The 25,001-nt window shown below is 51.5% G+C and carries 35 protein-coding genes; 18 read left to right on the plus strand and 17 right to left on the minus strand.

Features of this window, described 5'->3' with window-relative positions; genetic code table 11:
- The first annotated feature begins 17 nt into the window (after positions 1-17).
- From NVIE_RS16130 to NVIE_RS10105, 3 genes are all read left to right on the plus strand, one after another.
- Positions 18-152: a hypothetical protein gene (locus NVIE_RS16130; protein ID WP_258914111.1), complete on the plus strand. Its 135-nt coding sequence runs from the start codon at positions 18-20 to the stop codon at positions 150-152.
- Between the two features lie 161 nt (positions 153-313).
- On the plus strand, positions 314-1,045 hold the full coding sequence (locus NVIE_RS10100; protein ID WP_075055135.1) for a metal ABC transporter ATP-binding protein: 732 nt from the start codon (positions 314-316) through the stop codon (positions 1,043-1,045).
- Between the two features lie 22 nt (positions 1,046-1,067).
- Positions 1,068-1,928, plus strand: coding sequence for a metal ABC transporter permease (locus tag NVIE_RS10105; RefSeq protein ID WP_227717343.1), 861 nt, complete (start codon positions 1,068-1,070; stop codon positions 1,926-1,928).
- A 26-nt stretch (positions 1,929-1,954) separates the two neighbouring features.
- On the opposite strand, the gene NVIE_RS10110 is transcribed toward NVIE_RS10105, so the two are convergent.
- A complete protein-coding gene (locus NVIE_RS10110) occupies positions 1,955-2,179 on the minus strand; it encodes a hypothetical protein (RefSeq protein WP_075055136.1) in 225 nt (74 codons plus the stop codon).
- Positions 2,180-2,260: 81 nt separating this feature from the next.
- Positions 2,261-2,563 (minus strand): hypothetical protein, encoded by a 303-nt coding sequence (locus NVIE_RS10115; protein ID WP_158435196.1) that lies wholly within the window; start codon positions 2,561-2,563, stop codon positions 2,261-2,263.
- Between the two features lie 109 nt (positions 2,564-2,672).
- Here NVIE_RS10115 and NVIE_RS10120 point away from each other — a divergent pair, with 109 nt between their 5' ends.
- Entirely contained in the window at positions 2,673-3,695 is a 1,023-nt protein-coding gene (locus NVIE_RS10120; RefSeq protein WP_227717344.1) for a glycosyltransferase, read from the plus strand.
- 192 nt (positions 3,696-3,887) lie between these two features.
- Here the strand turns inward: NVIE_RS10120 and NVIE_RS10125 are convergent, their stop codons facing one another.
- Entirely contained in the window at positions 3,888-4,490 is a 603-nt protein-coding gene (locus NVIE_RS10125; protein WP_144239643.1) for a hypothetical protein, read from the minus strand.
- A gap of 303 nt (positions 4,491-4,793) precedes the next feature.
- Here NVIE_RS10125 and NVIE_RS10130 point away from each other — a divergent pair, with 303 nt between their 5' ends.
- Positions 4,794-5,825: a Kelch repeat-containing protein gene (locus NVIE_RS10130; protein WP_084790769.1), complete on the plus strand. Its 1,032-nt coding sequence runs from the start codon at positions 4,794-4,796 to the stop codon at positions 5,823-5,825.
- Here the strand turns inward: NVIE_RS10130 and NVIE_RS16135 are convergent.
- Positions 5,818-5,949: a hypothetical protein gene (locus NVIE_RS16135; RefSeq protein WP_258914113.1), complete on the minus strand. Its 132-nt coding sequence runs from the start codon at positions 5,947-5,949 to the stop codon at positions 5,818-5,820. The two genes, NVIE_RS10130 and NVIE_RS16135, sit on opposite strands and share 8 nt — an antisense overlap.
- 99 nt (positions 5,950-6,048) lie before the next feature.
- Between NVIE_RS16135 and NVIE_RS10135 the strand changes: the two genes are divergently transcribed.
- From NVIE_RS10135 to NVIE_RS10145, 3 genes are read left to right on the plus strand one after another with little or no spacing between them, the layout of a single operon-like run.
- Entirely contained in the window at positions 6,049-6,282 is a 234-nt protein-coding gene (locus NVIE_RS10135; RefSeq protein WP_075055140.1) for a hypothetical protein, read from the plus strand.
- Positions 6,283-6,334: 52 nt separating this feature from the next.
- Positions 6,335-7,780 (plus strand): amino acid kinase family protein, encoded by a 1,446-nt coding sequence (locus NVIE_RS10140; protein WP_227717345.1) that lies wholly within the window; start codon positions 6,335-6,337, stop codon positions 7,778-7,780.
- Complete coding sequence (locus NVIE_RS10145) at positions 7,780-8,712, plus strand: branched-chain amino acid transaminase (RefSeq protein ID WP_075056148.1); 933 nt, start codon at positions 7,780-7,782, stop codon at positions 8,710-8,712. Before NVIE_RS10140 ends, NVIE_RS10145 begins: the two co-directional genes overlap by 1 nt.
- On the opposite strand, the gene NVIE_RS10150 is transcribed toward NVIE_RS10145, so the two are convergent.
- The 3 genes from NVIE_RS10150 to NVIE_RS10160 are packed head-to-tail and all read right to left on the minus strand — an operon-like array spanning position 8,661 to position 10,407.
- On the minus strand, positions 8,661-8,945 hold the full coding sequence (locus NVIE_RS10150) for a hypothetical protein (RefSeq protein ID WP_144239644.1): 285 nt from the start codon (positions 8,943-8,945) through the stop codon (positions 8,661-8,663). The genes NVIE_RS10145 and NVIE_RS10150 overlap by 52 nt on opposite strands.
- Positions 8,942-9,745 (minus strand): competence/damage-inducible protein A, encoded by an 804-nt coding sequence (locus tag NVIE_RS10155; RefSeq protein WP_075055143.1) that lies wholly within the window; start codon positions 9,743-9,745, stop codon positions 8,942-8,944. Before NVIE_RS10155 ends, NVIE_RS10150 begins: the two co-directional genes overlap by 4 nt.
- Complete coding sequence (locus tag NVIE_RS10160) at positions 9,742-10,407, minus strand: translation initiation factor IF-6 (RefSeq protein WP_075055144.1); 666 nt, start codon at positions 10,405-10,407, stop codon at positions 9,742-9,744. The genes NVIE_RS10155 and NVIE_RS10160 overlap by 4 nt, the downstream gene beginning before the upstream one ends.
- Before the next feature lie 113 nt (positions 10,408-10,520).
- Here NVIE_RS10160 and NVIE_RS10165 point away from each other — a divergent pair, with 113 nt between their 5' ends.
- Positions 10,521-10,796, plus strand: a complete 276-nt coding sequence (locus NVIE_RS10165; protein ID WP_075055145.1) for a hypothetical protein — start codon at positions 10,521-10,523, stop codon at positions 10,794-10,796.
- Positions 10,797-10,904: 108 nt separating this feature from the next.
- On the opposite strand, the gene NVIE_RS10170 is transcribed toward NVIE_RS10165, so the two are convergent.
- Both NVIE_RS10170 and NVIE_RS10175 read right to left on the minus strand, forming a co-directional pair.
- Positions 10,905-11,546, minus strand: coding sequence for an NADPH-dependent F420 reductase (locus tag NVIE_RS10170; RefSeq protein WP_075055146.1), 642 nt, complete (start codon positions 11,544-11,546; stop codon positions 10,905-10,907).
- Between the two features lie 36 nt (positions 11,547-11,582).
- On the minus strand, positions 11,583-11,822 hold the full coding sequence (locus NVIE_RS10175) for a hypothetical protein (RefSeq protein ID WP_075055147.1): 240 nt from the start codon (positions 11,820-11,822) through the stop codon (positions 11,583-11,585).
- 75 nt (positions 11,823-11,897) lie between these two features.
- On the opposite strand from NVIE_RS10175, the gene NVIE_RS10180 reads away from it, so the two are divergent.
- Complete coding sequence (locus NVIE_RS10180; RefSeq protein WP_075055148.1) at positions 11,898-12,272, plus strand: hypothetical protein; 375 nt, start codon at positions 11,898-11,900, stop codon at positions 12,270-12,272.
- 54 nt (positions 12,273-12,326) lie between these two features.
- Here NVIE_RS10180 and NVIE_RS10185 read toward each other — a convergent pair whose 3' ends face one another.
- A complete protein-coding gene (locus tag NVIE_RS10185; protein WP_075055149.1) occupies positions 12,327-12,557 on the minus strand; it encodes a type II toxin-antitoxin system HicA family toxin in 231 nt (76 codons plus the stop codon).
- Positions 12,538-12,783 (minus strand): type II toxin-antitoxin system HicB family antitoxin, encoded by a 246-nt coding sequence (locus NVIE_RS10190; protein ID WP_084790771.1) that lies wholly within the window; start codon positions 12,781-12,783, stop codon positions 12,538-12,540. Before NVIE_RS10190 ends, NVIE_RS10185 begins: the two co-directional genes overlap by 20 nt.
- A gap of 156 nt (positions 12,784-12,939) precedes the next feature.
- Here NVIE_RS10190 and pyrB point away from each other — a divergent pair, with 156 nt between their 5' ends.
- Entirely contained in the window at positions 12,940-13,875 is a 936-nt protein-coding gene (pyrB, locus tag NVIE_RS10195; RefSeq protein ID WP_075055150.1) for an aspartate carbamoyltransferase, read from the plus strand.
- A 96-nt stretch (positions 13,876-13,971) separates the two neighbouring features.
- Positions 13,972-14,583, plus strand: a complete 612-nt coding sequence (locus NVIE_RS10200) for an O-methyltransferase (RefSeq protein ID WP_075055151.1) — start codon at positions 13,972-13,974, stop codon at positions 14,581-14,583.
- Between the two features lie 30 nt (positions 14,584-14,613).
- Here NVIE_RS10200 and NVIE_RS10205 read toward each other — a convergent pair whose 3' ends face one another.
- Positions 14,614-14,838 carry a hypothetical protein gene (locus NVIE_RS10205; RefSeq protein ID WP_144239645.1) on the minus strand — a complete coding sequence of 75 codons (225 nt, stop codon included), beginning with the start codon at positions 14,836-14,838 and terminating at the stop codon, positions 14,614-14,616.
- A gap of 96 nt (positions 14,839-14,934) precedes the next feature.
- Between NVIE_RS10205 and NVIE_RS10210 the strand changes: the two genes are divergently transcribed.
- Both NVIE_RS10210 and NVIE_RS10215 read left to right on the plus strand, forming a co-directional pair.
- Positions 14,935-15,210 carry an AbrB/MazE/SpoVT family DNA-binding domain-containing protein gene (locus tag NVIE_RS10210; protein WP_075055153.1) on the plus strand — a complete coding sequence of 92 codons (276 nt, stop codon included), beginning with the start codon at positions 14,935-14,937 and terminating at the stop codon, positions 15,208-15,210.
- 4 nt (positions 15,211-15,214) lie between these two features.
- The gene (locus NVIE_RS10215; protein ID WP_075055154.1) at positions 15,215-15,550 is read left to right on the plus strand and encodes a type II toxin-antitoxin system PemK/MazF family toxin; all 336 of its coding nucleotides are present in this window, start codon (positions 15,215-15,217) and stop codon (positions 15,548-15,550) included.
- 581 nt (positions 15,551-16,131) lie between these two features.
- Here the strand turns inward: NVIE_RS10215 and NVIE_RS10220 are convergent.
- The 3 genes from NVIE_RS10220 to vapB form a co-directional block, all read right to left on the minus strand.
- The gene (locus tag NVIE_RS10220) at positions 16,132-16,767 is read right to left on the minus strand and encodes a DDE-type integrase/transposase/recombinase (RefSeq protein WP_075053693.1); all 636 of its coding nucleotides are present in this window, start codon (positions 16,765-16,767) and stop codon (positions 16,132-16,134) included.
- A gap of 145 nt (positions 16,768-16,912) precedes the next feature.
- Positions 16,913-17,347 carry a type II toxin-antitoxin system VapC family toxin gene (locus tag NVIE_RS10225; RefSeq protein ID WP_075055155.1) on the minus strand — a complete coding sequence of 145 codons (435 nt, stop codon included), beginning with the start codon at positions 17,345-17,347 and terminating at the stop codon, positions 16,913-16,915.
- On the minus strand, positions 17,337-17,561 hold the full coding sequence (gene vapB, locus NVIE_RS10230) for a type II toxin-antitoxin system VapB family antitoxin (RefSeq protein WP_075055156.1): 225 nt from the start codon (positions 17,559-17,561) through the stop codon (positions 17,337-17,339). The genes NVIE_RS10225 and vapB overlap by 11 nt, the downstream gene beginning before the upstream one ends.
- Positions 17,562-18,112: 551 nt before the next feature.
- Here vapB and NVIE_RS14620 point away from each other — a divergent pair.
- The 4 genes from NVIE_RS14620 to NVIE_RS10255 are packed head-to-tail and all read left to right on the plus strand — an operon-like array spanning position 18,113 to position 22,813.
- On the plus strand, positions 18,113-20,014 hold the full coding sequence (locus tag NVIE_RS14620; RefSeq protein ID WP_084790772.1) for a sensor histidine kinase: 1,902 nt from the start codon (positions 18,113-18,115) through the stop codon (positions 20,012-20,014).
- Positions 20,011-20,394, plus strand: coding sequence for a response regulator (locus NVIE_RS10245; RefSeq protein ID WP_075055157.1), 384 nt, complete (start codon positions 20,011-20,013; stop codon positions 20,392-20,394). The genes NVIE_RS14620 and NVIE_RS10245 overlap by 4 nt, the downstream gene beginning before the upstream one ends.
- 11 nt (positions 20,395-20,405) lie before the next feature.
- On the plus strand, positions 20,406-20,804 hold the full coding sequence (locus NVIE_RS10250; protein WP_144239646.1) for a response regulator: 399 nt from the start codon (positions 20,406-20,408) through the stop codon (positions 20,802-20,804).
- 17 nt (positions 20,805-20,821) lie between these two features.
- On the plus strand, positions 20,822-22,813 hold the full coding sequence (locus NVIE_RS10255) for a sensor histidine kinase (protein ID WP_144239647.1): 1,992 nt from the start codon (positions 20,822-20,824) through the stop codon (positions 22,811-22,813).
- Between the two features lie 109 nt (positions 22,814-22,922).
- Here the strand turns inward: NVIE_RS10255 and NVIE_RS10260 are convergent, their stop codons facing one another.
- Positions 22,923-23,735, minus strand: a complete 813-nt coding sequence (locus tag NVIE_RS10260; RefSeq protein WP_075055160.1) for a matrixin family metalloprotease — start codon at positions 23,733-23,735, stop codon at positions 22,923-22,925.
- 579 nt (positions 23,736-24,314) lie between these two features.
- Positions 24,315-24,998: a hypothetical protein gene (locus NVIE_RS10265; RefSeq protein ID WP_075055161.1), complete on the minus strand. Its 684-nt coding sequence runs from the start codon at positions 24,996-24,998 to the stop codon at positions 24,315-24,317.
- Positions 24,999-25,001 lie beyond the last annotated feature (3 nt).

Here is a 25,001-nt window from a genome sequence, read left to right on the forward strand (position 1 = left end):
GGGGCGGAGAAAATAAAGTGGGAGAAAACACAGGCGGCGGTTTTTTGGAGCTGGCTGGTTGGCAACAACGCAGCAAAGTAGCCGCCGGCCCTGTTCGCCCGCCTTCATTATTCTTATTAACTATATATATTTTTATTATTAAAAACTATTAGATTATATTTAATGTCATAATAACAATATTAGAAAGGCACCGTGCCTCACCCACGTGGTTATTAAAGAAAGTATATATTGTTAATAATCCTACATACTAGCGCGTAAAAATGAAAACCAGCTTGCTCGAAAAAGCTTCTTTGTGCGCAGCCGGCAGCAGGACATGCAGATAGTAAACATCGACAGGGTCTCGTACAGGTATGATGGCGGGTACGCCATCCAGGACATATCCTTTTCCGCGGAAGAAGGCGATCTCGTGGGCATCATAGGGCCAAACGGCTCGGGCAAGACGACCCTCTTTAACTGCATGCTGGGCATACTGACGGGCTACTCGGGCACCATCACGATATTCGGGCAGGACATACGCAAGAGCAAGGCTCCCCTGAAGCAGATAGGCTACGTGCCGCAAAAGCACGCAATAGAGCCGGGTTTTCCGGCTACTGTGGAGGAAATTGTCTCGCTTGGAATAATGCGGGGCAAGCCCGCAAGGGAAAGGATCATTACCGCGCTTGAAACGGTCGACATGGCCCGCGAAAAGGACAGGCGCATAGGCGAGCTTTCAGGAGGCCAGCAGCAGCGCGTGCTCATCGCAAAGGCCCTCGTCAACGATCCCGCGCTCTTGATACTTGACGAGCCGGCGACCGGCATCGACATAGAGACGCAGAACCGCTTTTACTCGCTCATGACGCGCCTTAACAAGGAAAACAAACTGACGATAATCATGTCGTCGCACGACCTCGACGCGGTGAACAGGCTCGCAAACAGGGTCGCGTGCATCAACAGGAGCATGTTCTTCCACGGCGACACGCACGAGTTCTTTGAGAACGAGGACCTTTTGAAGAAATACTCCGAAGCCAGCATGCAGGCGCACATGCACCTGCATTCGCACCACTAGAGAGAGGCGATGGCGTGAAAATATGGTCCTAGAAATCTTGCAGGCAGGATTCATGCAGCGCGCGCTGGTGGCAGGAATCGCCGTTGCCTTGATCTGCTCCGTGGTGGGCCTCTTCCTCGTCCTGCGCCGGCACTCGCTCTTTGGCGACGCGCTGTCCCACATGGCGTTTGGCGGAATAGCGGTGGGGATGTTCACGCAGGTCTACCCGCTGTGGACCGCGCTCATCGTGTCGATACTTGGAGCGCTTGGGATGACGAAACTGCGCCAGTCGACCAAGATATCGCCCGACGCGTCGGTCGCGGTGCTCCTTTCGTCCGGCCTTGCGCTTGGCATCGTGCTCATCGGCCTTTCGGGCGGCTTTTCAGTCGACCTGTTCAGCTTTCTGTTTGGCAGCATCCTGCTCGTGAGCTTTGACGATACGGCGATGATACTTGCCCTTGCCGCCGGCATCCTTGCAGTGATGGCGCTGCTGTACAGAAAGCTGATGTACATAGCGTTCAACGAGGAGCAGGCCAAGGTGAGCGGCCTTGCCGTCAACATGCTCAACTACGCGTTCATCGTGGTGGCAAGCGTGACCGTGATCGCGTCGATACGCTTGGTTGGAATACTGCTCATCTCGTCGCTCATCGTGATACCGAACATCGCGGCCATGATGCTTGGCAAGAGCTTTAAAAAGACGATAATCATTTCCGCGGCCATCTCCGTCGCGTCGGTGATAACCGGCATCTTTGCGTCGTATTTCGCAAACCTGCCGCCGGGCGGGACAATAGTCCTGACCACCATATTCATGCTCCTTGGCATAATGGGCGCAAAATACGCGGCAAGAAAGGCAAAAACAGTGCAGACGGCCGTAGCCGAAAACACAAGTGAGCCCGGCCGGTAAGGGCCGGGGAAGATATACAAACGCCCCTACTTTTTCTTCTTTGGCGGCGCAGTCTCTGGCGCGTCAAGCTTTTTCCAGTCGGCCTCGCTGACGAACTTGGTCAGCTTCATGCCGTCCAGCTCTGCGCGCACCGCGTACGTGTACCTTGTCTTGCCGGCTGCCGTCTTTTTTGTGAACTTGACCTTCTTGACCTTGTCGGAGGAGACGCTCACTTTTTTCTTGCTCTTGACATCGTAGAATTGGATGTTCATTACGCTGACTACGCATAGAATTATTAATAATATAAGATTTGCTAATAAACACTATATAATTAAAAGATGATTTCTTAATAATCAGCCCTGGCGCGTTTTGAGCAAAAGCTCCGCTGCTGCCCTGTTCACTTCATCCTCTGTCCAGGAAGGGTGGCGCACGTGCAAGAGCTCGTGCACAATGTCGTCTTCCCTGAGCCGCCGCGTGTGGTAGATGCACGCGACCTTTTCATCGTGGTCTGCACACACGCCCACAAAGCTGTTGCCCACCCTGCAATAGTCGTCGGACACCTGGAACAGCGATATGCGCTCGGTGATCACGGCATAGTCGTCGATGCCAAGCCTCTCCTTCCAGTACTCGACCAGCCTGCCTTTGCGCTCTTGCAAAAAAAGCTGTTCGCGCACAGGGCGTTTTTCGTGTTATTAACAATATATAGCTTTGTTAATAACAAAAAGCCGGAAGGACTTAAAAATCGTTTAATACGCTTTGAAAGCCGTGCTCTTTTTCGCAAGCCCCATCGGCCTTGGACACGCAACGCGCGACATTGCAATCGCTGAAAAATTGCATGGCGAAGAAATCCTTTTCATATCAGGCGAGGGCGCCTCGCGGCTCATCGAGAAAAAGGGCTACCGGGTGCTTGACGCCTACAGGCCGGAAAAGTTCATTGTGCAGGACGGCCAGCTCCAGCAGTCTTTCAAGTGGCTGATGAGCTACTACTCGTACTACAAGAAATGCAAAGAGATTGCAAAAGGCGTACTTGCAGAGCATGAAGGGCTGGTCGTAAGCGACGAGGATTTTGCGTCGATAGCGGTGGCAGAAGGGGCAAGGAGAAGGCGGGTCCTGATAACCGACATCACCGAGACGCACTTCACAAGGGGCGCCGCGTCGCTCATTGAAAAAAAGATGAACGGCGCCATGAGGGACATGATGAAAAAGTGCGACTGCGTGATAATCCCTGACGACGGCGACGACAATGGCAACGTCTCGTACGTCGGGCCCATCGTGCGCAAGGCAACGGCTGACCGCGACACGCTGCGCAGGCGCTTTAACTTTTCAAGGAAAACCATTGTGGTGAGCGTCGGGGGCACGGACGCGGGCCGCTACCTGATTGAAAGGTCGCTTGCCGCGTACCGCAAACTGCGGGACAAACTGGACGCCGACCTTGTCGTTGTCCCCGGGCCGTCATTGCAGGTTCCAGAGTCGCCGGACTACCGCAACCTAGGGTTTGTAGACAACCTGCACGAACTGATATACGCGGCCGACCTTGTAGTTTCGCTGGCAGGCCGGTCAACAATGGACGAGTCGATAGCGTACGGCACGCCGGGGATATTCATCCCGATAAAAGGCCATTTTGAGCAGGAGCAGGGCGCCGCCCGCCTGGGCTACAAACACGAAGACATTTTCCGGCTTGAATCACTGATTGAAGAAAAGCTTGGCCGCGGCGGCAGGAACAACAATACAATGAACACTGGCGGCGCAGAAAAGGCTGCAAAAATCATTTCCACTCTTTTTGTGTAAGTTGATCATGAATACAAAGTTGGCCTTCAGAGGCAGGAACGCCACTTACTTATCAAACGATTCTTTTTGAAAATGTACGAGCACTTGCGAACTTTGCAAACTATCCAAATTTCAGGGAATGTCGGTTTTATCCAAAATAACCACCAGCAGCATCGGCAACACGCTAGGTTTTGTGCTCAACATATGTGATTCCTACTTGTTATAGACTACCATAGTGCCACCAAATGAAACTAGAAAGTCTGAGGCGTTGCAGCCGCCTACGCGGCCTTCTGGAAGCAGACTAATTGTATGGTCGCCGGGCTGGATATTCTTGATTGAAACAATTTGAGTATCCATTGTCAGCATCGGCTGTCTGCCCTCGTACCCTAGCCACCTCGTAACATAGATTTCCTTTTCGTGATCCAATATAATATGAAGTCGAATATCGCTGCAATCAAATGATTCAGGCGTCAAATCAGATGTTGCGTCTACAAAATACTGAAACTTTATTTCGTCATCGCCGTTTATCTCTGAAACTGTTAAGGGCACATCATACGTTAATATCGGCTGTAAACTGCCGTCTTTCGAATGCCCGCCTGTCTTGAAGAAGACGGCAATATCTGAAATATTGTTTGCGTCTCTAAGGGTTTCGTTCGATAAGGCAGCATTTACTGTCTCCAGATCTAGACCTTTTGTTATTTTGACGTCATAGTGGTGCACTGAAGGGATAATATCATTAGTTTCAGAGGCTGATGCATTGATTATTACTATTGAAGACGCGAGTGCAAGTACCGAGAGTATTGATGATGCCGCCAAAAAGCCAACGGTCGTTCTCGAAGGTGTGAAAGCAAACCGATTTTGCACTTGAATATCCTGCGGCCTTGTGATTAATCAAACTACAGGAGGTTAAATCTATCAAAGTCGCATGTTAGGCGAATGAGTTAAGAAATACTTGATTCGTCAATCAACATAAAATCAACAGAATGTGGGGTCTTATCTATACCCACACTCACAGCGTGGGTTCGGCAGAATTTGAACTGCAATGCGTATTGTAGTGGTGGTAATCGTACGATCAGGACGGATATACCAATTTAGCATGGTAAGTGCTACATTGTGTGTATGCCCGCGCTCCGGACCTATGTCATTGTTGGGTCGAGCATAGCAGCAGCGGCTGCCATCGCAACAGCAGCAATAGTATTAATCACGACCAATTCAGACGCCGCCAACCCTGGTGCTGTCGTTGCCCGCCTGCCAGAACCCGTATCATCTTCTGCTTGGACCGAAGGCAAGCCCCTGCCCACTCCAAGAACAGAAGTTGCCGGCGCCGCGGTCGACGGCAAGATCTACATGATCGGGGGCTTTGACAGGACCGGCAGGGCCGTCCCGACAGTCGAGGTGTACGATCCAGCCGCTGATGAATGGCGTGCCGCCGCGCCGGTGCCACATCCACTTCACCACGCAGCCGCAGCATCGTACAACGGCACGCTGTACGTGGTAGGCGGCTACCTTGAGGACAATACGCCTTCAAACAAGCTGCTATCCTATGACCCGAAAACAAACACATGGCAAGAGAAGCGTGCCCCGATGCCGACTGCAAGGGGCGCGCTGGCCGCCGGCTTTGTAAACGGCACCCTTTACGCAGTAGGCGGCGTCGGCTCTAGCTTTGGCTCTCCTTCCGCCCCGCTTGCATCAAATGAAGCATACGATCCCAGGACGGACAGCTGGACGCAAAAAGCGCCCATGCCCACGCCCAGGCAGCACCTCGCGGCTGCAACACTTGACGGCAAGCTGTACGTGATGGGCGGCAGGATAGACAGCCTGTCGTCCAACCTGGACGCAAACGAGGCGTACGACCCCGAGCAGGACGCCTGGGCCGAGCTTGCACACATGCCTTCCAAGAGGGGCGGGCTTGCGGCAGCAGCGGCTGGCAGTGCCATTTACGTTTTTGGCGGCGAGGCGCCAGAAGGCACCTTCAGAAACAACGAGGGGTACGACTTGGAAACCGGCAGCTGGACGGGCGCGCCAGAAATGCCAACTGGCCGCCACGGCCTTGCGGCAGTCGCGCTTGGGAGCAAGGTCTACGTGATAGGAGGCGGGCCCCAGCCGGGCCTCACTGTGAGCGGCGCAAACGAGGCATTTTCTATCACATGATGTCCTCGGGCTTTTCCTCGTGGCCGCACACCTGGCATCGGTAAATCTTGAACCCGATGTGGACCATCTCGCCGCCACACCTTATGCAAAGATCCTCTTCTCCTCCTTCTTCCTTTTGTTGCACTACAGGAAAACAGGCGCTACCCATATTTATCGCTGATTAGAGCCCCAAAAATTCACCTTCTTGGAATCTATTTATAGTAAGGTGCCATTTCCCCGGCCAGTGTCTATCTATGATGCGGGCAACTGCAAAAAGATAGAAGAGGCACTTAAAGAGGCTCTAAGCACCTTTGACAAGCCCGCAGTCCGCGTACTGCTTTACCACCTTGAGGAGAAATACCACATCCGTTTTGAGCCGCCCTGCTCGTCCGTGGAAGAGATCGAGGCCGCGCTGTTTGACATAGCAGGCCCTGCCTCCGACCTCGTGGTGAGCAGGATGCGCTCCTTTCTCCGCTGACACCTGTACGCTCATCTTTAATATAGGGAAGCGAACGTTTTAGCCTCTGCAATTGACCACCGCGATGATAACGGTTGCCAAGTTTGGCGGTAGCGCGCTCGGGGCCGACGGGGTTCTCATCCCCAAGGTCATTGACCGGCTCAAGCAGATAATGGGCGGGTCCAAGGTCGTGGCCGTGTTCTCGGCGCCGCTGATAGAGTACGAGGGCAAGGTCAGCTCGATGACCGACGTCGCCATAAAGGTGGGCAGGAACTATGCTTCCTCAAATCCCGTGGAGATAGAGGTGCTAAGGGAGGTGTACGAGCGCATCGCGACGCGCTACCTCGACGAGGAGCGCAAAAAGGCGTTCCTCGACCAGCTGGACAAGTTCTACCGGCAGGTGATTATTTCATTAAAGGGCGCGGCGGAAAACAGGCGCTTTGTGGACGTCATACGCTCCCGCACGCTTGCGTACAGCGGCGAGGTGACGATGTCGTACCTGATGGCCTACGTGATGCAGGCGCACGGAATCAAAGCGGCGCACGTGCCCATAGAGCACTGGCCCATAGTCACCGACGACAATTTTGAAGCGGCCAATTTCATGGCAAGCGAATCAAGGCAGAGCGCCGGCCACCTGATAGAGCTTGTTGAAAACAACGACGTGGTTTCGATGGGCGGGTTTATCGGCAAGACGGCGGACGGCCTTGAGACAACGTACGAGCGCGGGGGCTCTGACAGGACGGCGGCAGACATTGCGATAATCCTGAGCGACAAGTACGAGACAAAGATATCGTTTGAAAAAGACAGCGCGGTGTTAAGCGCCGACCCCAAGATAGTGAAGGACGGCCTTGACTTTGTGCCATACCTGTCGTACAACGAGGCGAGGATAGCCGGCATGTTTGGCATGAAGATCCTCGACCCGATTGCGATAAAGGAGATAGACGACAACGGCCTTGACATACCGCTTGTGGTGACGAACATGACCCGGCCGGACAGCATGACTGTCATAAAGCGCACGCCGCCGTCCGACAGCGAAGCAAACCCGATAAAGATAGTGACCGGCAAGAAAAACTGCGCGATTGTGAGGATGGAGACCATAGCGGCGTCGCACCTCGTCGCGTCTCTTGAAAGCGACAGGCAGTACCACGAGTTTGTCAAGCTGTCGCCGTACGTCAAGGACGACACCGAGATGACGCGCATCTTGTTCCTTGACGCCGACTATGTGCGCCGGCACGAGCGGCATTTCAGGGCGTACTACCAAAAGACCGAGATCGTGTACGGCAGGGCCGTCGTCACGCTGATAGGCGACGAGATGTGGCGCGTGCCCAAGATAGCCTCGACGGCGTCAAGCAACGTCAGCGAGCACGACATCAACATACTCAACCTCGACGCGCAGGAAGAGACGTCAAGGATACTGATAGTGGTGGAGGACAAGGCAAACAGCGTGGCCGACGCGGTAAAGGCGATACACCACACCCGGGTCAAGATGCATGGCAGCAGCGGTGGCACATTGAAATGATAGAGGAAAAGGGCAAGATCTGGCTCAACGGCGCGCTGGTCGACCACGGCGACGCCAAGATACACGTGCTGACGCACGGCCTCCACTACGGCACCGGCGTCTTTGAGGGCATGCGCTGCTACAGGACGGCAGACGGCAATAGCGCGATATTCCGCCTGCAGGACCACATGCAGCGCCTTATAGACAGCGGCAGGATCTATTTCATGGACCTCGGCTTTTCAAGGCAGCAGCTGGAGCAGGCGGCCATTGAAACAGTAAAGGCAAACGGCATGGACGAGTGCTACATCAGGCCAATAGCGTTCTACGGCTATGGCAAGATGGGGGTGAACCCGATGCCAAACAAGGTGTCAGTGGCAATAGCAGTCTGGAAGTGGGACGAGTACATCAAGGGTTCAGGCGAGGAAAAGGGCGCCCGGCTCATGGTGTCGTCGTGGGCGCGCCTTGACCCCCGGACGATGCCGATGCACGCCAAGGCAACGGCAAACTATGCCAACTCCGCCCTTGCCCGCGTCGAGGCAATCAAGGCAGGCTTTGACGAGGCGATAATGCTCAACCCGTCCGGGATGGTGGTTGAGGCAAGCGCCGAGAACATCTTTATCGTGGAGAAGGACGGGTCGCTTGCGACGCCCCCGACGTCGTCGGGCGCGCTTGCCGGCATCACCCGGGAAAGCGTGATCACAATCGCAAGGGAGAACGGCATCCCGTGCGAGGAGCGTAACATCTCCCGGGACGAGCTGTACGTCGCAGACGAGGTGTTCCTGACGGGGACTGCTGCAGAGATAAAGCCGGTGGGCGAGATAGACAACCGCACTATTGGCAGGGACGGCGGCAGGCCCGGCAGGGTGACAAAGCAGTTGAAAGCGCTGTTTGACGCCGTGGTTCACGGCAAGGACGGCAAGTTCAGCAAAAAGTGGCTTGCGCCAGTAAGCTGAAGATCTTTTATCACGACAAAGTGTATCGCAAGGTGCACAGGGAGCGCGCCGGCGACATAGGCGCCGGCCTTTTTTGCGGTCAGCGACCTGGCAATATACATGGCGACAAGCCCGGACGCGAAAATCGCCGCGTGTATCGCGCCGTTGAGCAGTATCGGCTGGTAGTAAAACGCGAGGTACGTCGCGCTTGCCGCCCCCGCGGCGATGCCTGCAAGCACGTGTTTTATCATCACTTTTCTATCCTGCCGCCCAGCCTTGAAATATCCTTCAGTATCTGCCCCGAAATGCGCTCAAGCATCTTTGCCACCTGCTTTTCGTCGGTGCCCTTGCATACGAGGTGCACCCTGATCCTTGGCGTTGTTTTTTTGTAATAGCCCCGTGGGTGCGTCTTTAGGTACACCGCGTCGCGGGGGTTTGCGTCCACGATTTTCACGAGCGCCGGCGCTATCATGCCCTCAGAGACGCCCGTGACGAAATAGTTCGCCTCCTTTGAGACAAAGCTGCCGACGCCTTTTCGTACAAGAGGCAGGACGTGCTCTTTGAAAATAGCCTTCATTTCCACTGGAACGCCGGGAACGCAAAACACCTTCGTGCCGGCATCGTCTATCACAATAGAAGGCGCGCTCCCCACCGGGTTTTCAATCGGCTCCGACCCTTCGGGTATCGTGGCCATCTTCAGCCTGACCTTGTTTATCCTGTAGTGCAAGTGGCGCCTCCTGTAGCTGTTCTTCAGCATCTCTGCCGCAGCCTTGTCAAGGACGACTCTTCTTCCAAGCGCCCGCGCCACCCCTTCAAGCGTCATGTCGTCATAGGTCGCGCCGAGGCCGCCCGTCGTTATCAATATGTCCGGCCTGCGCCCAAGCGACTCTTTGACCGCCGACGAAATGGCGTCCAGCTCGTCCCTGACGACTGTCACCCTGCTGACCGTGCCGCCTGCTTTTGCCACCTGCGCGGCTATCCAGTGCGCGTTCGTGTTGAGCGTGATGCCTGACAAAAGCTCGTTTCCGACGCACAGTATTTCAACGATCATCATGCCTGGAATATCCTGCTCAGCATGATAAGCTCCGGTCCGCTGGTCAGGCTTCCGACTACGACTGCTTTCGTGTTTGCGACGATCCCGGAAGACAGGAACGGGACCCCGCCGTTAATCGTCAATGGCTCGGCCGGCACCTGCAGCGCCTCCGACACCGCCTTTACCTCGTCCTCGGTCGCCTTTGGGTGCACGCCTGCACCGGCGTTCGTGGCGACTATCATCGAGCCGGCCTGCACAAAGCCTCCTACTTCCATGCGGTGCGCCGGCACGCCAAGCACGTCTCGCACCTGCTCGTCCGCCTCGCTTTCAAGCAGCGGGGAAACAATGGCGCCGTTGTCGTTTGCCGCAATCAGGTTCCCGACCGCGGTGAACCTGCTCTTTACTCTTTCAACTTTCAGGCGCGTGCGCTCCCGCAGGAACTGAACCTCGTCTTCCTCCGCTATGGGCGGAAGCAGTATGCCGTTGTTGTTCATGACCGTCATGGGGCCCAGAAGGCGCGTGCCGGCGACCGACGCGTGGACCTCATCCACCTGCAGGTACTCGGAGAGCTTTTCCGTCTTGGTCTCGGCAAAGCCGTGGGGGATCAGCATCACCTTGTCGTTTGCCCTGACGAATATCCCTATGTTGGGGCTCTTGTAGACTGTATAGCGGTAGATCGCCAACTGCAGTGTAACATGCTCGCGATGGGCGCAGGGGATATGAACCTATTGCACCTGCGCAGCAGCTAAAGTCTTATCTGTCGCGCGGTGGATAATGCCATTGAGGCAAGTAAAAGTTGCTGGACCTAGTTGCAACAATGATAGTCGCCGGGGCGGCAAGCGCGCCGCCGTCCAACGCCATGTCGCCGGTAGCAATGGCCTCTGTGGTTGCCGGGTCTGCCGTGTTCCTTGCGCTGATGACGCTCGTGGCGCACGCCAGCTACAAGAGGAAGAAGGAGCACGACTGGCATGTCGCCGAGTGGCACAGGGCCGAGTCGGAGGCCTGGATGCAACGGCGACGAGAACAACAACAGCAGCAAAAAGACCAGAACGACCGGGAAATGCTGCACTAGAGCCGGAAAATATATGTGCGCGCATGGGCGCGTGTGTGTAGAGCCCGTCTCCAGAGCATGTTATGCCGCTGTTACTTTCTCAGCAGCTTGAACGCGTGGTTGCCGCTGTTACTTTCTCAGCAGCTTGAACGCGTGGTTGCCGCTGTTCGTGCGGAAATAGTGGACTATCCACAGCATCGCCAGTGGCTCCAGCAGCCGCGCCCCTTCGATGCCTCCGATGTCGACGGTCTCCCAGCCAAGCGAAAATGCTATGCCGCGCACCAGGTTTTTGGCGCCATCGTCGTTTCCGCACACAAACATCGTCGGCCTGCCGCCTGCAAAGTCGGGGTGCAGCATGAGAGGGTTTCCGACGATGTTGAACGCCTTGACTACCTTGGCGTCGGGAAGCAGGCGCTGGACGGTTTCGCCGGCCGAGTCGGTATGGCCCACCGCAAGCCTGGGCGGCATCGTGGAATAGTCAAGCGGGTTTGTCACGTCGATCACAACCTTGCCTGCAAAATTGGCCGGGCCGCCGGCCATCTCTATCGCGCTCTGCGTGCCGGTCCACAACGTCGCTATTGTAATGATGTCGCCAAACGCGGCGGCCTCTGCAAAGCTGCCGGCAGACGCTTTCTTGCCGCCGTGCTTTTCAACCCACGCCGCCAGCTTTTGCGGGTCGCGCGTGCCTATCTTCACGTCGTGCCCGAGTTCGATAAAGCCGTCGCCAAGCCTTTGCCCCACTTCGCCGGAGCCAATGATGCCTACCTTCATGCCGCAATTTCATAGTCAGAATGCGCATTTAAGAAGCTAGGAGAGGCCCTCGTTTCTCTTTGAGAGCATCCTTCTCACGTACTCGTTTATCTTCTCTCTCATCGCAGGGTCGCCCTCCACCTTCTCTCTCAATTTTGGGTCCGTGTAGTCTATTGAGATATATTCGACCCTGTTTTCCTGTGCATAGTAGCGGTACCTCACGATGGCTTTTGCCTTCCTGTCACCCTCAACCTGGAACTCTAGCGCAACCTGGCCATAAACAAAGGACGCGGGCATATGCTGTATGTTGAGATGTGCATGAACAACAGTTAAAATAAACTGTTCCCTTACCAACGGGGGCGAATATAAGACATGGAGCAAGCAGACGAAAGCCTGCCGGAGCTTTTGGAGCTGAACTACTTTTCGTTCTCGCTAATGAAGAACAACCGCGAGTTCTCGCTCCATGTAGAGTCGTCGGACTTTGGCCTCTCGATAGACTTTGCCATGAAGTACGGCGAGTTCTACGACATCGTAAACCTCATGCAGGCGGTGCTCTACGACGACGGGTACAAGGGCGGCCCCAAGGACCTCGATTACCTGGAGTTTGAGAAGGACAACGAGAACGGCGAGTACTGTTTGGTGATAGGCAAGTACGTCTCTAGCTTTGCTCTGTACTTCAAGGACGACATGGAGGCCAAGAAATTCCTCTCAGAGTTCCAGCGCATAGCCGGCGCGTTTGACAAGTAACTTTGCGTCGCAGCATTTGAGAAGCATTGGTCAGGCGCACGGTTCGGTATCTGCCTAGACAAGTTTCAAGAACTGATCTTTTGTCAGCCCTGCCTGTTCTATGATTGAGAGCAACGTCCTTGGAGCAATTTCGTCGTGCCTTGGGACCGTGACATTGTGGACACCATCTGAGAAATACATGTGGCTGCCCTTGCCATGCTTGTACTGGTAGCCCAGCTTTTGCAGAACCTTTACAACATCCTTCCAAGAAAGGACTGGAAGCTTGCTAGGCTGACGATATTTCAATTACTGTCTTCTGTTCCAGTACCTTGTTTTTAACCTGTACCTTGGATCTGACCTTCTGGAATTCTTGAGGGAACGCCTCGATGTACCCTTCTATGGCTTCCTTGATGTTGGCCATGGCCTCGTCCAGCGTTTTGCCTTGGCTGACTGCACCCGGCAGCTCTGCGCACTGGACGCTATACCATCCGTCCTCGTATTCTATCTTGATGGTAAAGTTGTAGAGCGCCACAATCCTTCACCAGAATCTAGCGGTAATCTGGAATATAAATATATGATAACCGGGAATCGCATCGTTCTAGCCAGCAGATGCGGGACGTACGCGGTGGCAGCACTGTAGTTTGACTAAAGGGTTTATTACGAGCCCCTATATTGACAAAAAGCAGTGATGCCCAACCACTTTTACGACCGCGACATCGTCTCCATAAAGGACTTTTCCAAGGCCGACCTCGAGTACGTCTTTTCGGCAACCGACAAGATCAGGACGATGACGCCGTGCGAGCGCGGGGAGCTTGGCAAGGGCAGGACGCTTGGCTACATATTCTACGAGCCGAGCACCAGGACGAGGATGAGCTTTGAGGCGGCGATGGCGTCGCTTGGCGGAAGCTTTATCGGCATTTCAGAGTTAAAGTCGTCGTCGGTGGAAAAGGGCGAAAGCCTCGCCGACACCATCAGGATTATCGACCTTTACTCTGACGTCATCGTATTGAGGCACCCGATGGACGGCTCTAGCAGGTTTGCTGCCGAGCTGTCGACAAACCCGATAATAAACGCGGGGAGCGGGAGCGAGGAGCACCCGACGCAGGCGCTTTTGGATTTGTACACGATCATGAAGGAAAAGGGCGGGATCGACGGTCTTTCTATCGCAATAGTGGGCGACCTGAAATACGGGAGGACCGTGTATTCTCTGCTGTACGGCCTTGCCAACTATCGCGTCGACGTGCACCTCGTGTCGCCGCCGTCGCTTGCGGTGAGAAAAGAGTCGATATACGATGTGCAGGGCAAGCTCAAGATAAAGGAGCACAACGAGCTTGGCGATGTGCTTGCGCACGCTGATGTATTGTACGTGACGAGGATTCAGCGCGAGCGCTTTCCAGACGTGCAGGAGTACGAGAAGGTCAAGGGCTCGTACACCGTCGACAGCGCGACGCTGGAAAAGGCAAAGCAGGATGTAGCGGTGATGCATCCGCTTCCGAGGCTCGACGAGATATCGCACTCTATTGACTACACCAAGAACGCGGTCTACTTCAAGCAGGCGGCGTACGGAAAAGAGTTGAGGGCAGCGCTTTTGGCGCTGATGTTAAATGAGAGCCCGCCGCTATAGCTAAATTGGCAGCTCTTTTTTACAGATATTGTAGCCGGATTCTTGGCTAGGCCGAGCGAGTAAACCTTTTGGCATCCTCAACGCAAAGAAGAAGCAGTGGTAAAAACTAGCAGGAACGAAAAACTCTGGCGCACCATATCCAAGCTCGACAGGCAGTCTGATAAGGAAAAAAGCGGCAGGGCACGGGTCAAGCCTGGCGAGGAAATGCTTGCCATCACCGCTGATACCGGCATGTTCTTCCATATCCTCCTCAAGGCGATCAAGGCAAAGCGCGTGCTTGAAGTCGGCACGTCTACTGGGTTTTCCACGCTCTGGCTTGCAGATGCCGTCGGCAAAAGCGGCCGAGTCGTGACCATAGAAAACGATCCACTAAAGATAGCAAGGGCAAAAAAGAATTTCCAAGATGCCGGCGTCGACAAAATAATTGAAGTGCGGCAGGGGATTGCCCTTGACGTCCTGCACAAACTGAAAGGGAGGTTTGATTTCGTGCTCCTTGACGCCGACAAGGAGAACATTATCAAGTATTTCAACCTCGTCCTGCCACTGGTGAGGATAGGGGGCATAATCGCTGCAGACAACATGCTCTTTCCGCCGCCTTACCGCCGGACGATGAAAAAATATGCGCACCACGTGCAGAACCACCCGCAGGTTCAGTCGGTAACAGTGCCGATAGGAATGGGCGAAGAGATCACGATAAAGCTGCGCTAGGCGGTCTCTAATGCCTAAGCGCAAGCGAGCTCATTGTGTTACTGGCACCGAGCCTGCGGCCATCGCAAGCACTGCAAGCGCCTTTACCAGCTGGCCGGCCTCCGCCTCGCGCCCAATGGCCTGTGTCTTTGAACCGGAGCCGAGGGTGTCAAGGGCGCCCTTGGCGGCAAAAAGCGAGTTTTCCCGCTCGGCCTGCGCTGCCCTCCGCTCGATGTCCTGCGCGCTTACCACTTTTGCACTCTGTGTCTTATGCATGCCACAGGATAAAAGAACTAACTGAAAACCTGCCGTCATGCAGTCGATTCCGGCCGCCCAGTTTATTAGTAAGAAATTTCTTACATTTATAGTAGCATGGCGTCTGTTGAAGAGTTCAAGACCATCAAGGTATCTGAGAAAGGACAAGTTGCAATCCCTGCAGACATCAGGAGGAAGATGGGTATCAAAAAAGGCGACAAAGTGATCTTGATTCTCAAGGGCAAGAAATTAGTCCTGGAAAAATCTGAAAGAATTGCCAAAAAACTGGAGAATGAATTTAAAGATATAGAAGATATCTCAGAACATTCGTTAAGGGAGGTCTGGGACAACAAGCAGGACGAAATATGGAATCAATACATCGTGGAGTCATGACTAATTGGTTTCGCAACGAGACATCGTTCTTGTAACTTTTCCTTTTTCAGACAGGAGCGGGACGAAAGTCAGGCCTGTGCTTGTAATTTCAAATGACGTTTACAACGCCAAGTTTGATGACTTTATTGGAATTCCCATCACATCAAATACCAATCTTAGAGACTATACTATATCCGTCACAAACAAAAAGCTAGAAAGTGGAAACCTGCTTGTTGCAAGTGTTATCAAGGTGGACAAGATTACAAGCATAGATCAGGCATTGGTCAGGAAAACCATTGGAAAAGTGAAAAAACAAGTCCACGAAGATGCCAAGAACATGCTTGCCTCGCTACTCAACTAAAAGGATGTATTTGGCATGAAGAAGCTCCCTGAAATAGATCTCAAAGAACTGGAGAAGCTGAAGGAAGAGAATTTCAAGGAGAGACTGGGTCTTCATACAGTCTAGCTTGAAAATTAGTCTAGGCTGACTGAAGTTATTCCAGTAGTGAGGCCCGTTGTAGAGATCGCAGATGCCGATTCAAATAGGGCGTCTTCAAATTTAGTAGACCCCGTGGCAAAACTCACGATAGGTGCTGTAACCAAAGAGAGAGGGAGGTGGAGACATTGAATTCGATGACAACTAGGCTGCTCCGTTGACGTAGTTTTCTTTCGTGGTAAAATTACTGAATCGCTAGCAGGAGTGAATTTAATGGTGGCCGAAGTGAATATATCTCTAATGAGGAAATCAACAAGAAGAATCCTCTTTAACAGAACTGATGGCAGAAGTGGTGGTAGTTTTCACTCTCGACCGGGATACCTGAAAAATGGTCCAAGTAGGCACAATAGTATCGATTGCAATCATAGTAGTCCCGCTCTTTCTTCCTCCTGTTTTCTCAATCATCGTATAATACGGCAGTCACCACCCGCGTAGGCTCCGTTAACTTAGCCACCATCCTTGGCCAGGAATGTCATAAACCGTATCATGTCTGCGCCCATATGCAGGTACAGTAAAAATAATTTGAACCAGTTCCAGACATGCTGTCTGTCACAATTCTCCTTCCTGCATGGAAAGTGGTCGTCAAAACACTCCGTCCTGTCCTTGATATGCTGTATAAACCGCTCCATCAAATTCTTCAATTCTGTACCGTACACATAATGGCGTAATCTGAGCCACCTGCAAGCATCATTGTACCACTGAGCACCGTCTGTGAATATCGGCCTCCTTCCATACCTCCTTTGCAACTGCTTGAAGAACTGGTAACATACGAAAATGGTCCTCTCACGAGACAGATGCATCATCAAGCATGTGCCAATAGTTGGTTCGTACGCTATCCATAGCCAATAGTCATGCCCATCTATCTGCAATAGTGTTTCGTCAACAAATATTGCCCTGACAAGGCGTCTGTCTGTCCGGAACCTGTCTGCAAGGCTGGAATATTTCTGTACCCATTTCCATACAGCAACGTGGCTCCTTCTCTTTATTGGTGATAGCGATCTGGCTGCCAGCCGAAAGCTCCTAGAATTAAAATACAGGTACAGTGCATATCTGATTATAGCTGGGTCTGTCCTCTTTCTCATGCCAATGAAAAGCTAGGACAGTCCTAGCTATACAGATTACCCTAAGTTAACAGAAGGTAAGCACAAGATGGAAGTCTATGAAAACATCAACAGGACAGTCCTAGCTATACAGATTACCCTAAGTTAACAGAGCCCCCGCGTATAGTTAAATCCTGAAATCTTTCAAGTGCAGCAAGTTTTCTTTCATCTTGCCTGATTTTGACAGGATTTTGCCATCAGCCGATATCAGGATAGCGTTAAAGTGATCTACCAAGGCGACGTACGTAGCATCATAAAATGTGATTGAAAAGTCGCGTGCAAACTTCATTGCGTTTGAGGCCAGCTCGTTGCTCAAGGGGATAAGTTCTATTTCCATATCTATCATGTCCTGCATTGCGTTTATGGCATCTTGTACCGTCAGCTCTTTGTTCTTCCAGATCGAGTTTCCTACCTCGTACAATAATTGAGCGGGGGCCAAAAGCCTGATCTTATTCTGTACAAATGCATCTCTAACCTCTATCGCCTTGTCTGTAAGATCCTCGTTGTTGAACCACTTTGCCGCGACGCTTGCGTCTAGAATGAATTTGTCGTCAGCGGGCATCGCGGTCTTCCCTTATTGACTTGGCAGAATCAAAGGCGCCATACTTTGTTTTTTCTCGTATTGCATCCATCGAATCTGCCACCTTTTTCCGCCGCGATTCTCGTATTTTGTCTTCTATGGCCGTTCTGATGTACTCGGACCAGTCAATGTCCACTTCTTTCATCTTCTTCTTCGTCTCCTCCGGTATTCTGACGCTCAATGGGGTACCGGCCATAGGTTGTATTACAATGGACACATACATAAATGTAGTGCGTTATAGTACGACATGTTGTATTACAAATACAGGTACTGTACTGTATAGTCGCGTCGGCCGGTCGGATGATTAGACGAAATGCCACTCGACGACAACGCTATAGAACATAAAGTGTATTACTGGTAGACGTTGTCGGGATAGAGAAATTGGATGTTTTCATTTATTTGCAATTCTTATCGTCATAATCGAAATATTTAGAATAATGTGCTCATACATTTGTTATAGTATAATTACCACTAGAATACATAGATAAGTTATTAACAGAGATATTTTATATAGAGTGGGGAATTGAGGGCTTCTTTTGCAGTAGATCGCCTTCCTTGCAATCTGTGGCTGAAAGCAAGAAAAGATGTCGTGTCTTTGCAGCCCTGCTGGGAGGATACTGCGAAAATCAGCTCTCAAGAATTGAAAGTGGACTTGAAATTCAGACGGCATAGGATCATCGCCCAATTAGCGCGACCATTCTGTACCATTTTACTACAATGCGGCTGCATACGAGGAGCGCTTGAATCATGACTCTTCGGCGCGCTGCAAAACTGCCATTGCTAATAGGCATAGCTGCGTCGGCATTGGTAGTTTCCGTTTTTTACGTTTCGGTATATCAGGACTTTAACACGGGGATTGAGGAGACAGAGAGAGTCAAGAGCACCTTGGCCAAGACTCTGGCTTCAAGGACGCAGGTGCGAATGCAGAACGAGATCCAAATACTAGAACTGGCCGCGAAATTGCCACAGGTGCAGAGTACGACATTCTCACACCTAATAAGTGAAGAATTCAAGGGAATTCCTCCCAATGCGGACCCTGAAAAGAGGGCCGTCCAGAATGCAATATTTCAGGAATTCCGCGACTTTGAGACAGTCGCATTTCTAATGCCAAATGGCGATGTCTACAGTGTAGAGCCATCAGAGTTCCAAAAGAACTTGCCCGTAGTTAATTTCGCCTATCGCGATTATTTCATAAAGACGACCTCGACGCAGCGGACTTATGTAAGCGAGATCTTTAGATCGACCGCAACTGACCATAACACCGTGGTGATATCAACTCCCGTCTTTCGTGACGGTGCCTTGGTAGGGGTCCTGGTTGGCTCGATGAACCTAGATGTTCTTAACAAGGCGCTACAGACTCTTGAACTTGGCCGAAACGAAGTTGCAGTGCTTGTCGACCGCGATGGAATGGGAATTGCAAGTTCTGAAAGGTCGGCAAACAGCCAGACTAAAGCACATTCGTATTCGTATCTAGGAAACATTGTTGAGGATATTCGCGATGGCAAGGAAGGGGTGAGCGAGGTCCCGGTAAATGGGACAGCGATGCATGTAACGTACGCGCCCGTCGAACTTTCAGGCAATAGATGGGCTGTACTCCTCATCCAACCCAGCGAAGATGCATTCAGCGAGGCCTATTTGCATCAGAGGCAAGCCATAGCCATTGCAGCAATCGTAGTTGCAGTTATGGGCATCTCCGAATACATACTCTTTCGCGCGATGCTTCGCAATCTTAAACTTGCTGACAGATTGGAGGATCTAAACGAGGCGCTCAAGACAAGCAATTCTGATCTCAAGAAAGAAAAGGTCCGGCTGGAATCGCTATCAAATGAATTGCAGGCAAAGAACTCACACCTAGAGTACCTTGCCCACGAGCTTGATCTCAAGGCCGAACAGCTGCAAAAGATAGATGCTGCCAAAGAGGAATTCGCCGCCATGATAACTCACGAGCTAAAGACTCCTCTGGTTCCAATCATAGGATTTGCCGAACTTTTGTCAGATGGAACACTTGGTGAGCTAACACCTCTTCAGAGAGAAAAAGTCCAGCTGATGCACGGCAGCGCCATCTCGCTTTCAAACCTGATTACCGACTTGCTGGACATTCGCAAACTGGAGCTTAACAAGATGAAATTCGACATGATTGAATCATCTGTTAATGAATTTCTAGAGCGGGCCGTTGGATCCTTCAAGCCACTTGCAGAATCAAAGAAAATATCACTCACATACAATGTGCAGGCGGAGAAAGAGCCCAATGGCACACTAAACCTGATCTGTGACCCGAAAAGGATACAGCAGGTATTGCACAATCTATTGAGCAACGCGATAAAATTCGTGCCAGAAAAAACTGGCAGGATTGAAGTTTCTGCAAGGAGAATACCTGATGACGGCTCTATCGAATTCGGAGTCAGAGACAACGGGATTGGAATACCAGTAGAAAAGCAGAACGAGATATTCAAGAAATTCTACCAGGTAGATACCTCTCTCCGCAGGGCGATGGGCGGCAGCGGCCTCGGTCTTGCGATATCCAAAGGAATCGTGGAAGCTCACGGTGGCACGATTTGGTTTGAGAGTGTGCCAGGGGTGGGCACGACTTTTTACTTTTCCATACCGGCCAGGCCGGCTTTGGGAAATGGGAGCAATGACAGTAAATGAAGAGAATACTCGTAGTGGATGACAACAATATGATAGCGGACCTGGCAGAGATAATACTTCAGACTGCCGGCTATAGCTGTACCAAGGTGAACGAAGGGAGGAAATGCCTGGATATCATCCGGGAAGCCTACAAGAACAACAACAACTATGACCTTGTTCTGCTGGACATTGCAATGCCCCAATTCTCCGGACTGGATGTCCTGAAGGCCATCCAAGAGGAGGGATATCTAAGCCACAACAAAGTGATCCTTTTCACTGCATCATCTGCCACAAACCTGGAGATTGAAGATTTCAAAAAGATGGGAGCGCTTGACTGCCTGAGAAAGCCGTTCAGCAAGGCCAACCTTTTGGATTTTGTAAAAAAATATCTTCCAGAGTGAGTGTGTATAGGATGGCGGGCGGCAGCATCAACAAGAAGGCGAAAAAAATACTCATAGTTGACGACGATGCAAACATTGTGGAGCTTACGCGCCTCATAATGGAATCTGCAGGCTACCAGTGCTCTGTGCTTACCAGAGGGATGGAATGCGTAAGTCACCTCGAGGAAAACAACAACTACGACCTTGTCCTTCTTGATGTTGCCATGCCGTCCTTTTGTGGCATTGATGTAGTAAACGCGCTAAAGGAAAAAGGGATATTTGAAAAACAGAAAATAGCTTTCTTTACCGCATCATCAGCAGGGATTCTGGAAGATTCTGAGCTGACAAAGCTCGGGGTAATAGGACTTTTGAAAAAGCCATTCAGCAAAAAAAACTTGCTGGAAAGAATAGAGGTGTGGACCTCGGACTAAGGGATGCCAAGCCTTCAATGACAACCGAGACACCTGCGACGGGGAGCATAAACAATTCCCTTGGATCAAGCCTGCACACCAAGATTGTCTTGTTGATAATGGCCATCGCGCTAGTGTCAATAGTAGTGCTTGCGGCAATCAGCATAGAAAATGGCCAGCAAATACTGAAAAAAGATGTCGGTCAGAGGCTCAACGTCATAGCATCGGACAGGATGCAGGCGATCAAAAGCGTATGGAACCTGAGGCTTGAGCAGGCAGACGTGCTGGCCTCTGACCCAAAAGTCCAAACATTTCTTGCCTCCATTTACGCCCCCACATCTGGGGCTAAAGATGCAGCAGTGCAAGCAATCTCAGAATTTGACCGGCTGACAAGGACCAAGGACACTACATACCTTGCAGTGCGGATAGCAGATGCTGGCGGGAACATACTTGTTTCAACAGAAAAGTCGGGAAACGAAAAGGCGGCCTTGAGCCAGGAGATGATTCGCAGGGCGTCTATCGCGCCATTCTACACCATTACCTTTGACAAAGAATTGCAGATCGCATTGCTTGAAACCGTGGCACCTGTTCACCGTCCTGCAGACAGCGGGTCTGCTCCAATTGGCTTTGTAAGCATTGTGCGAGAGCCCCAGACTGCTAACAGCATCCTGACAAACAAGTTGTTCCTTGGAGACACCGGCGAACTCTATCTGGTAAGCGAAAACGGCCTCATGATAACGGATTCCCGTTTTGCAAGCGATGCAAGGTACAGGCAGACTATTGAAGCGCCTCCGGTGCAGCAGTGTTTTGACAATGGCGCGGACGTAGTTGGCGCGCTCTATACCAACTACAGGGGTGCAACCGTCTTTGGAGCTTCAAACTGCGACAAGAACCTTGGAGCCGTACTTGTTTCAGAAGTCGAAAGAGACGAAATGTTTTCGCCGCTGAGGGTCCTGCAATATGAATTTCTGTCAATAGCCGGCGTGATAATTGCGGCGGCCGGAGCATCGGCATTCTTTCTTTCGCAGTCAATACTAAAGCCTCTTCAGCGCCTGAGGATGACGATGAGGAAAGTGCAGGCAGGCGATTTTGAGAAGGTGGATATAGCAAGGCGCGACGAAATAGGCGAACTGGCGGCCAGCTTTAACGCGATGGTTGAAGAGATAGGCATCAAGACAAAAAAGATTCACTTAAAAAATGACATACTTTCCTTCATGGCATCCCGGCTCGAAGTTCAGGCAGACGAGCTCAAGAAAATAGACCGGGAAAAAGAAGAGTATGCTTCTGTTGTGGCTCACGAGCTAAAGACCTTCTTGGTTCCAATAATAGGATACTCGGAGCTCTTGCTTGACGGCACATTTGGAAAGCTCGAGCAAATACAGAAGGAGAAGGTCCTTATTATGCTTGAAAGGGCTTGGTCGCTCCTCTACCTGACGCAGAACGTACTTGACGCGCGATTGCTGGAAACCAAAGCGCTCAAGATGAACATTGCAAAAGAGCCAGTTTCTGCAATGACGCTCCTCAAAGAATGCAAAGAAAGGGCGCTTCCGCTTGCCCGGTCGCGCAACTTGAAGATTGTGGTCACGGGAGACGTTAATGATGACAATGATAATCATGATGATGGAGCCAAACAACTGATGCTCTATTGCGATTCCCAAAAGGTGCTGCAGGTGCTTGATAATCTGGTGAACAATGCAATAAAGGCAACTTCTCCAGGCAGCAAAAACGGTGCAATCAGGCTGCGCGCCGAGAAAATGTATGGTGACGAGGTTCTCTTTTCAGTCAAAGACAGCGGAAGAGGAATTCCGCCGGAAATGCAGCCCCACCTCTTGAGGAAATTCTACGAACTGGACAAGTCACTGACGCGCCAGGCTGGCGGAAGTGGGCTTGGACTCGCAATATCAAGGGGAATTGTTGAGGCCCATGGTGGAAGGATTTGGTTTGATAGCATACCTGACGTGGGCTCTTCCTTTTACTTTACGATTCCTATGACGCCGGACACAAAGGCGAATCCGAACAAGATTCTTTAGTAAAAAGAAAAGAAAATGAGCACGCAAAAAAAGATACAACATGAACCCGCATGCATGCGTGCACGCGCGCACAATTCGGTAATGCGCCGGATTTTTTTGTGTGCATGCGTTAGTTGACGCAGGAAACTTGTGACACAACCCTGTCAACGTAAAGGGACGATGCGCCATCATATTCGCAATTTGCTATGGCTGCAGCGACGCTGTTGTCGACTATGATCATCGGTGTGTACATGATGCTCGTTTCAATGTCTGCATGTCCGAGGCCCAGGGCGTGTCCTAGTTCGTGCTCAAAGATTGGTCCGACATATCCTTTCTCGTAAAGGTCCAAAGCAGAGTAGATGTGGACTTCTGCATACAGTATCTCAAAGGTTGCCTTGTCCCGGCCTATTCTGGTCATGCCCGGCTTGCCTTGGGGATGAGAGTCGGCTTCAAGAAATACCTTGATGTCTGCCCCATTGGAGCCCGGGTCGACAAGTTGCAGAACGGGCACGTTTTTTGACTGCGCCGAGACCTTTTGCAATAGGTCCGGCCACGCCGGGTAAAAGGTCGTTGTCGCCGTCGTTAACGTTTGTTGTTGGGTGGCGTTTTGCGCCGGTTGCTGTCCTTTACTTGCGAGATTAAGATAGGTTCGGAGGCTTTTTGACACTTGATCAAATTGCTGCTGTGCCATGCCAGCCGAGAAAAATGAAACAGTGACCGTAGATTTTCCCCAATAGCCGTCAAGAAAGATTGTTCCGTTATCTGACGCTGGGGCGTCCAGAGGTGTTGAGACGGCCATTATGTCATCTATATGTTCATTGGTCTGGATGTCGCGGATGTCCATGCTAGTCTCGACAAACGAATTGATAACCGTAGCAATTACCGCAAGCGTTGCAAACGAACCTATTCCCGTGTAGATGGCGGCGGTTCTGGCGCTTATCATTTGGCTATTCCCGAGCTAATGGATCTATAATATAGAGAATTTCCAAACTCCTGCCCAGATGCAAGCTGCAAATTCTTAATTTCTGCACATATGAGAAACTGTCTTGCTTCCTGACCAACCCTTGCGACAATACTCCATTGTTGCTTAAAAAGGCAGCTACTAGCTAGTTAAAAGAAGAGAACATCGATTTGCAGAGGGCATGACTGGAGGCAACAAAAGGTCTCGGCCCGATACAACCGAGGCTGCTTGACAGGAAAAGTGTATACACTGTTTTTCGCGGTCGCTATCTCGCTGGCCACGAGTTAACAAGCACTGCAATATGCATGCCGATATGGAATTCTGATTCTAAAGGACAACAAAGACCCGTTGCAACTTCCGCTAAAAACAATAATGAATTCTATTTATGTCAAGACAGGCCAAAAGGTTAACTGCGTAATTGGCAGTTTGTTCAATCCCGTAATCTTTGCAAGTATTACAGGTAGCATTAGGGCGCAGATGTACGTCCTGACTAGGAGGTACTCGAGTCTAGATGGGTTCGAGCCCATGCGAAAATGTATAACTGCTAGCGCTTAAAATTGTTTATTTGGGTGACTCGATATTTTCCCGCAATTTTGACAGGTTTTTCCTGCAGTCTGATATGAGAGGCTCCATGTTGCGCTTCAACCCAAACGCGGCGCGGAGAGACTGGATGAATTGCTCCTCCTCCATCCTTCCAATCATGTCTGTGACCTGCTTTACCAGAATACTCTTTGCCCCGCGCGTTGCATGCTTCAAGACTGCATTCCAGTCCACTTCATCGCTCAGCATCACAATGTCGCGCATGTCCACGTCTCTTCCAGAGTGCATCTTCATGGCAATGAGCAATTCCTTCGTGGACACCGTAACGCTGGCAGAATTCCTTGTGCCCGCTACTATTGTTTCTGTCGAATTATCTTTGACGTATTCATAACTCCACGATGCCTTGGTCTTGCGCGAGGTAACGCCGTTTATGAACAGATCCACGGATACCCGCATTCCTCCAGTAATGCTTTTCACGTAGATGTCGACCTCGCTCTGGTAGGCCTCGTCAAAACCTTTGGCAGACTTGCCCTTCCTGTAGCCTTCCTTCTTGAGAAGATCTGAAAATTTCTCCGCGTTTTTTCTCGAAATGACCAGATCGCAGTCCACCGAAAATCTGTGGACAGACAGCGCGCTGACGGCGTACTCGCCGATTACGACAAAGAAGCCTTTCGGCAGCGACGACAGGATTCTGATTATCTCCATCTC

It is taken from the genome of Nitrososphaera viennensis EN76, from assembly GCF_000698785.1.
Lineage (GTDB): Archaea > Thermoproteota > Nitrososphaeria > Nitrososphaerales > Nitrososphaeraceae > Nitrososphaera > Nitrososphaera viennensis.

Bases quoted from the DNA above. Each gene is read 5' to 3' on its own strand.
- NVIE_RS14620 (WP_084790772.1), top strand. From the start codon at position 18,113: ATGACTCTTCGGCGCGCTGCAAAACTGCCATTGCTAATAGGCATAGCT.
- NVIE_RS10155 (WP_075055143.1), bottom strand. From the start codon at position 9,745: ATGATGATCGTTGAAATACTGTGCGTCGGAAACGAGCTTTTGTCAGGC.
- NVIE_RS10210 (WP_075055153.1), top strand. From the start codon at position 14,935: ATGGCGTCTGTTGAAGAGTTCAAGACCATCAAGGTATCTGAGAAAGGA.
- NVIE_RS10250 (WP_144239646.1), top strand. From the start codon at position 20,406: ATGGCGGGCGGCAGCATCAACAAGAAGGCGAAAAAAATACTCATAGTT.
- NVIE_RS10175 (WP_075055147.1), bottom strand. From the start codon at position 11,822: ATGCCCGCGTCCTTTGTTTATGGCCAGGTTGCGCTAGAGTTCCAGGTT.
- NVIE_RS10245 (WP_075055157.1), top strand. From the start codon at position 20,011: ATGAAGAGAATACTCGTAGTGGATGACAACAATATGATAGCGGACCTG.
- NVIE_RS10255 (WP_144239647.1), top strand. From the start codon at position 20,822: ATGACAACCGAGACACCTGCGACGGGGAGCATAAACAATTCCCTTGGA.
- NVIE_RS10180 (WP_075055148.1), top strand. From the start codon at position 11,898: ATGGAGCAAGCAGACGAAAGCCTGCCGGAGCTTTTGGAGCTGAACTAC.
- NVIE_RS10260 (WP_075055160.1), bottom strand. From the start codon at position 23,735: ATGATAAGCGCCAGAACCGCCGCCATCTACACGGGAATAGGTTCGTTT.
- vapB (WP_075055156.1), bottom strand. From the start codon at position 17,561: ATGGCCGGTACCCCATTGAGCGTCAGAATACCGGAGGAGACGAAGAAG.
- NVIE_RS10265 (WP_075055161.1), bottom strand. From the start codon at position 24,998: ATGGAGATAATCAGAATCCTGTCGTCGCTGCCGAAAGGCTTCTTTGTC.
- pyrB (WP_075055150.1), top strand. From the start codon at position 12,940: ATGCCCAACCACTTTTACGACCGCGACATCGTCTCCATAAAGGACTTT.
- NVIE_RS10105 (WP_227717343.1), top strand. From the start codon at position 1,068: ATGGTCCTAGAAATCTTGCAGGCAGGATTCATGCAGCGCGCGCTGGTG.
- NVIE_RS10170 (WP_075055146.1), bottom strand. From the start codon at position 11,546: ATGAAGGTAGGCATCATTGGCTCCGGCGAAGTGGGGCAAAGGCTTGGC.
- NVIE_RS10205 (WP_144239645.1), bottom strand. From the start codon at position 14,838: ATGCATAAGACACAGAGTGCAAAAGTGGTAAGCGCGCAGGACATCGAG.
- NVIE_RS10130 (WP_084790769.1), top strand. From the start codon at position 4,794: ATGCCCGCGCTCCGGACCTATGTCATTGTTGGGTCGAGCATAGCAGCA.
- NVIE_RS10225 (WP_075055155.1), bottom strand. From the start codon at position 17,347: ATGCCCGCTGACGACAAATTCATTCTAGACGCAAGCGTCGCGGCAAAG.
- NVIE_RS10100 (WP_075055135.1), top strand. From the start codon at position 314: ATGCAGATAGTAAACATCGACAGGGTCTCGTACAGGTATGATGGCGGG.
- NVIE_RS10220 (WP_075053693.1), bottom strand. From the start codon at position 16,767: ATGAGAAAGAGGACAGACCCAGCTATAATCAGATATGCACTGTACCTG.
- NVIE_RS10110 (WP_075055136.1), bottom strand. From the start codon at position 2,179: ATGAACATCCAATTCTACGATGTCAAGAGCAAGAAAAAAGTGAGCGTC.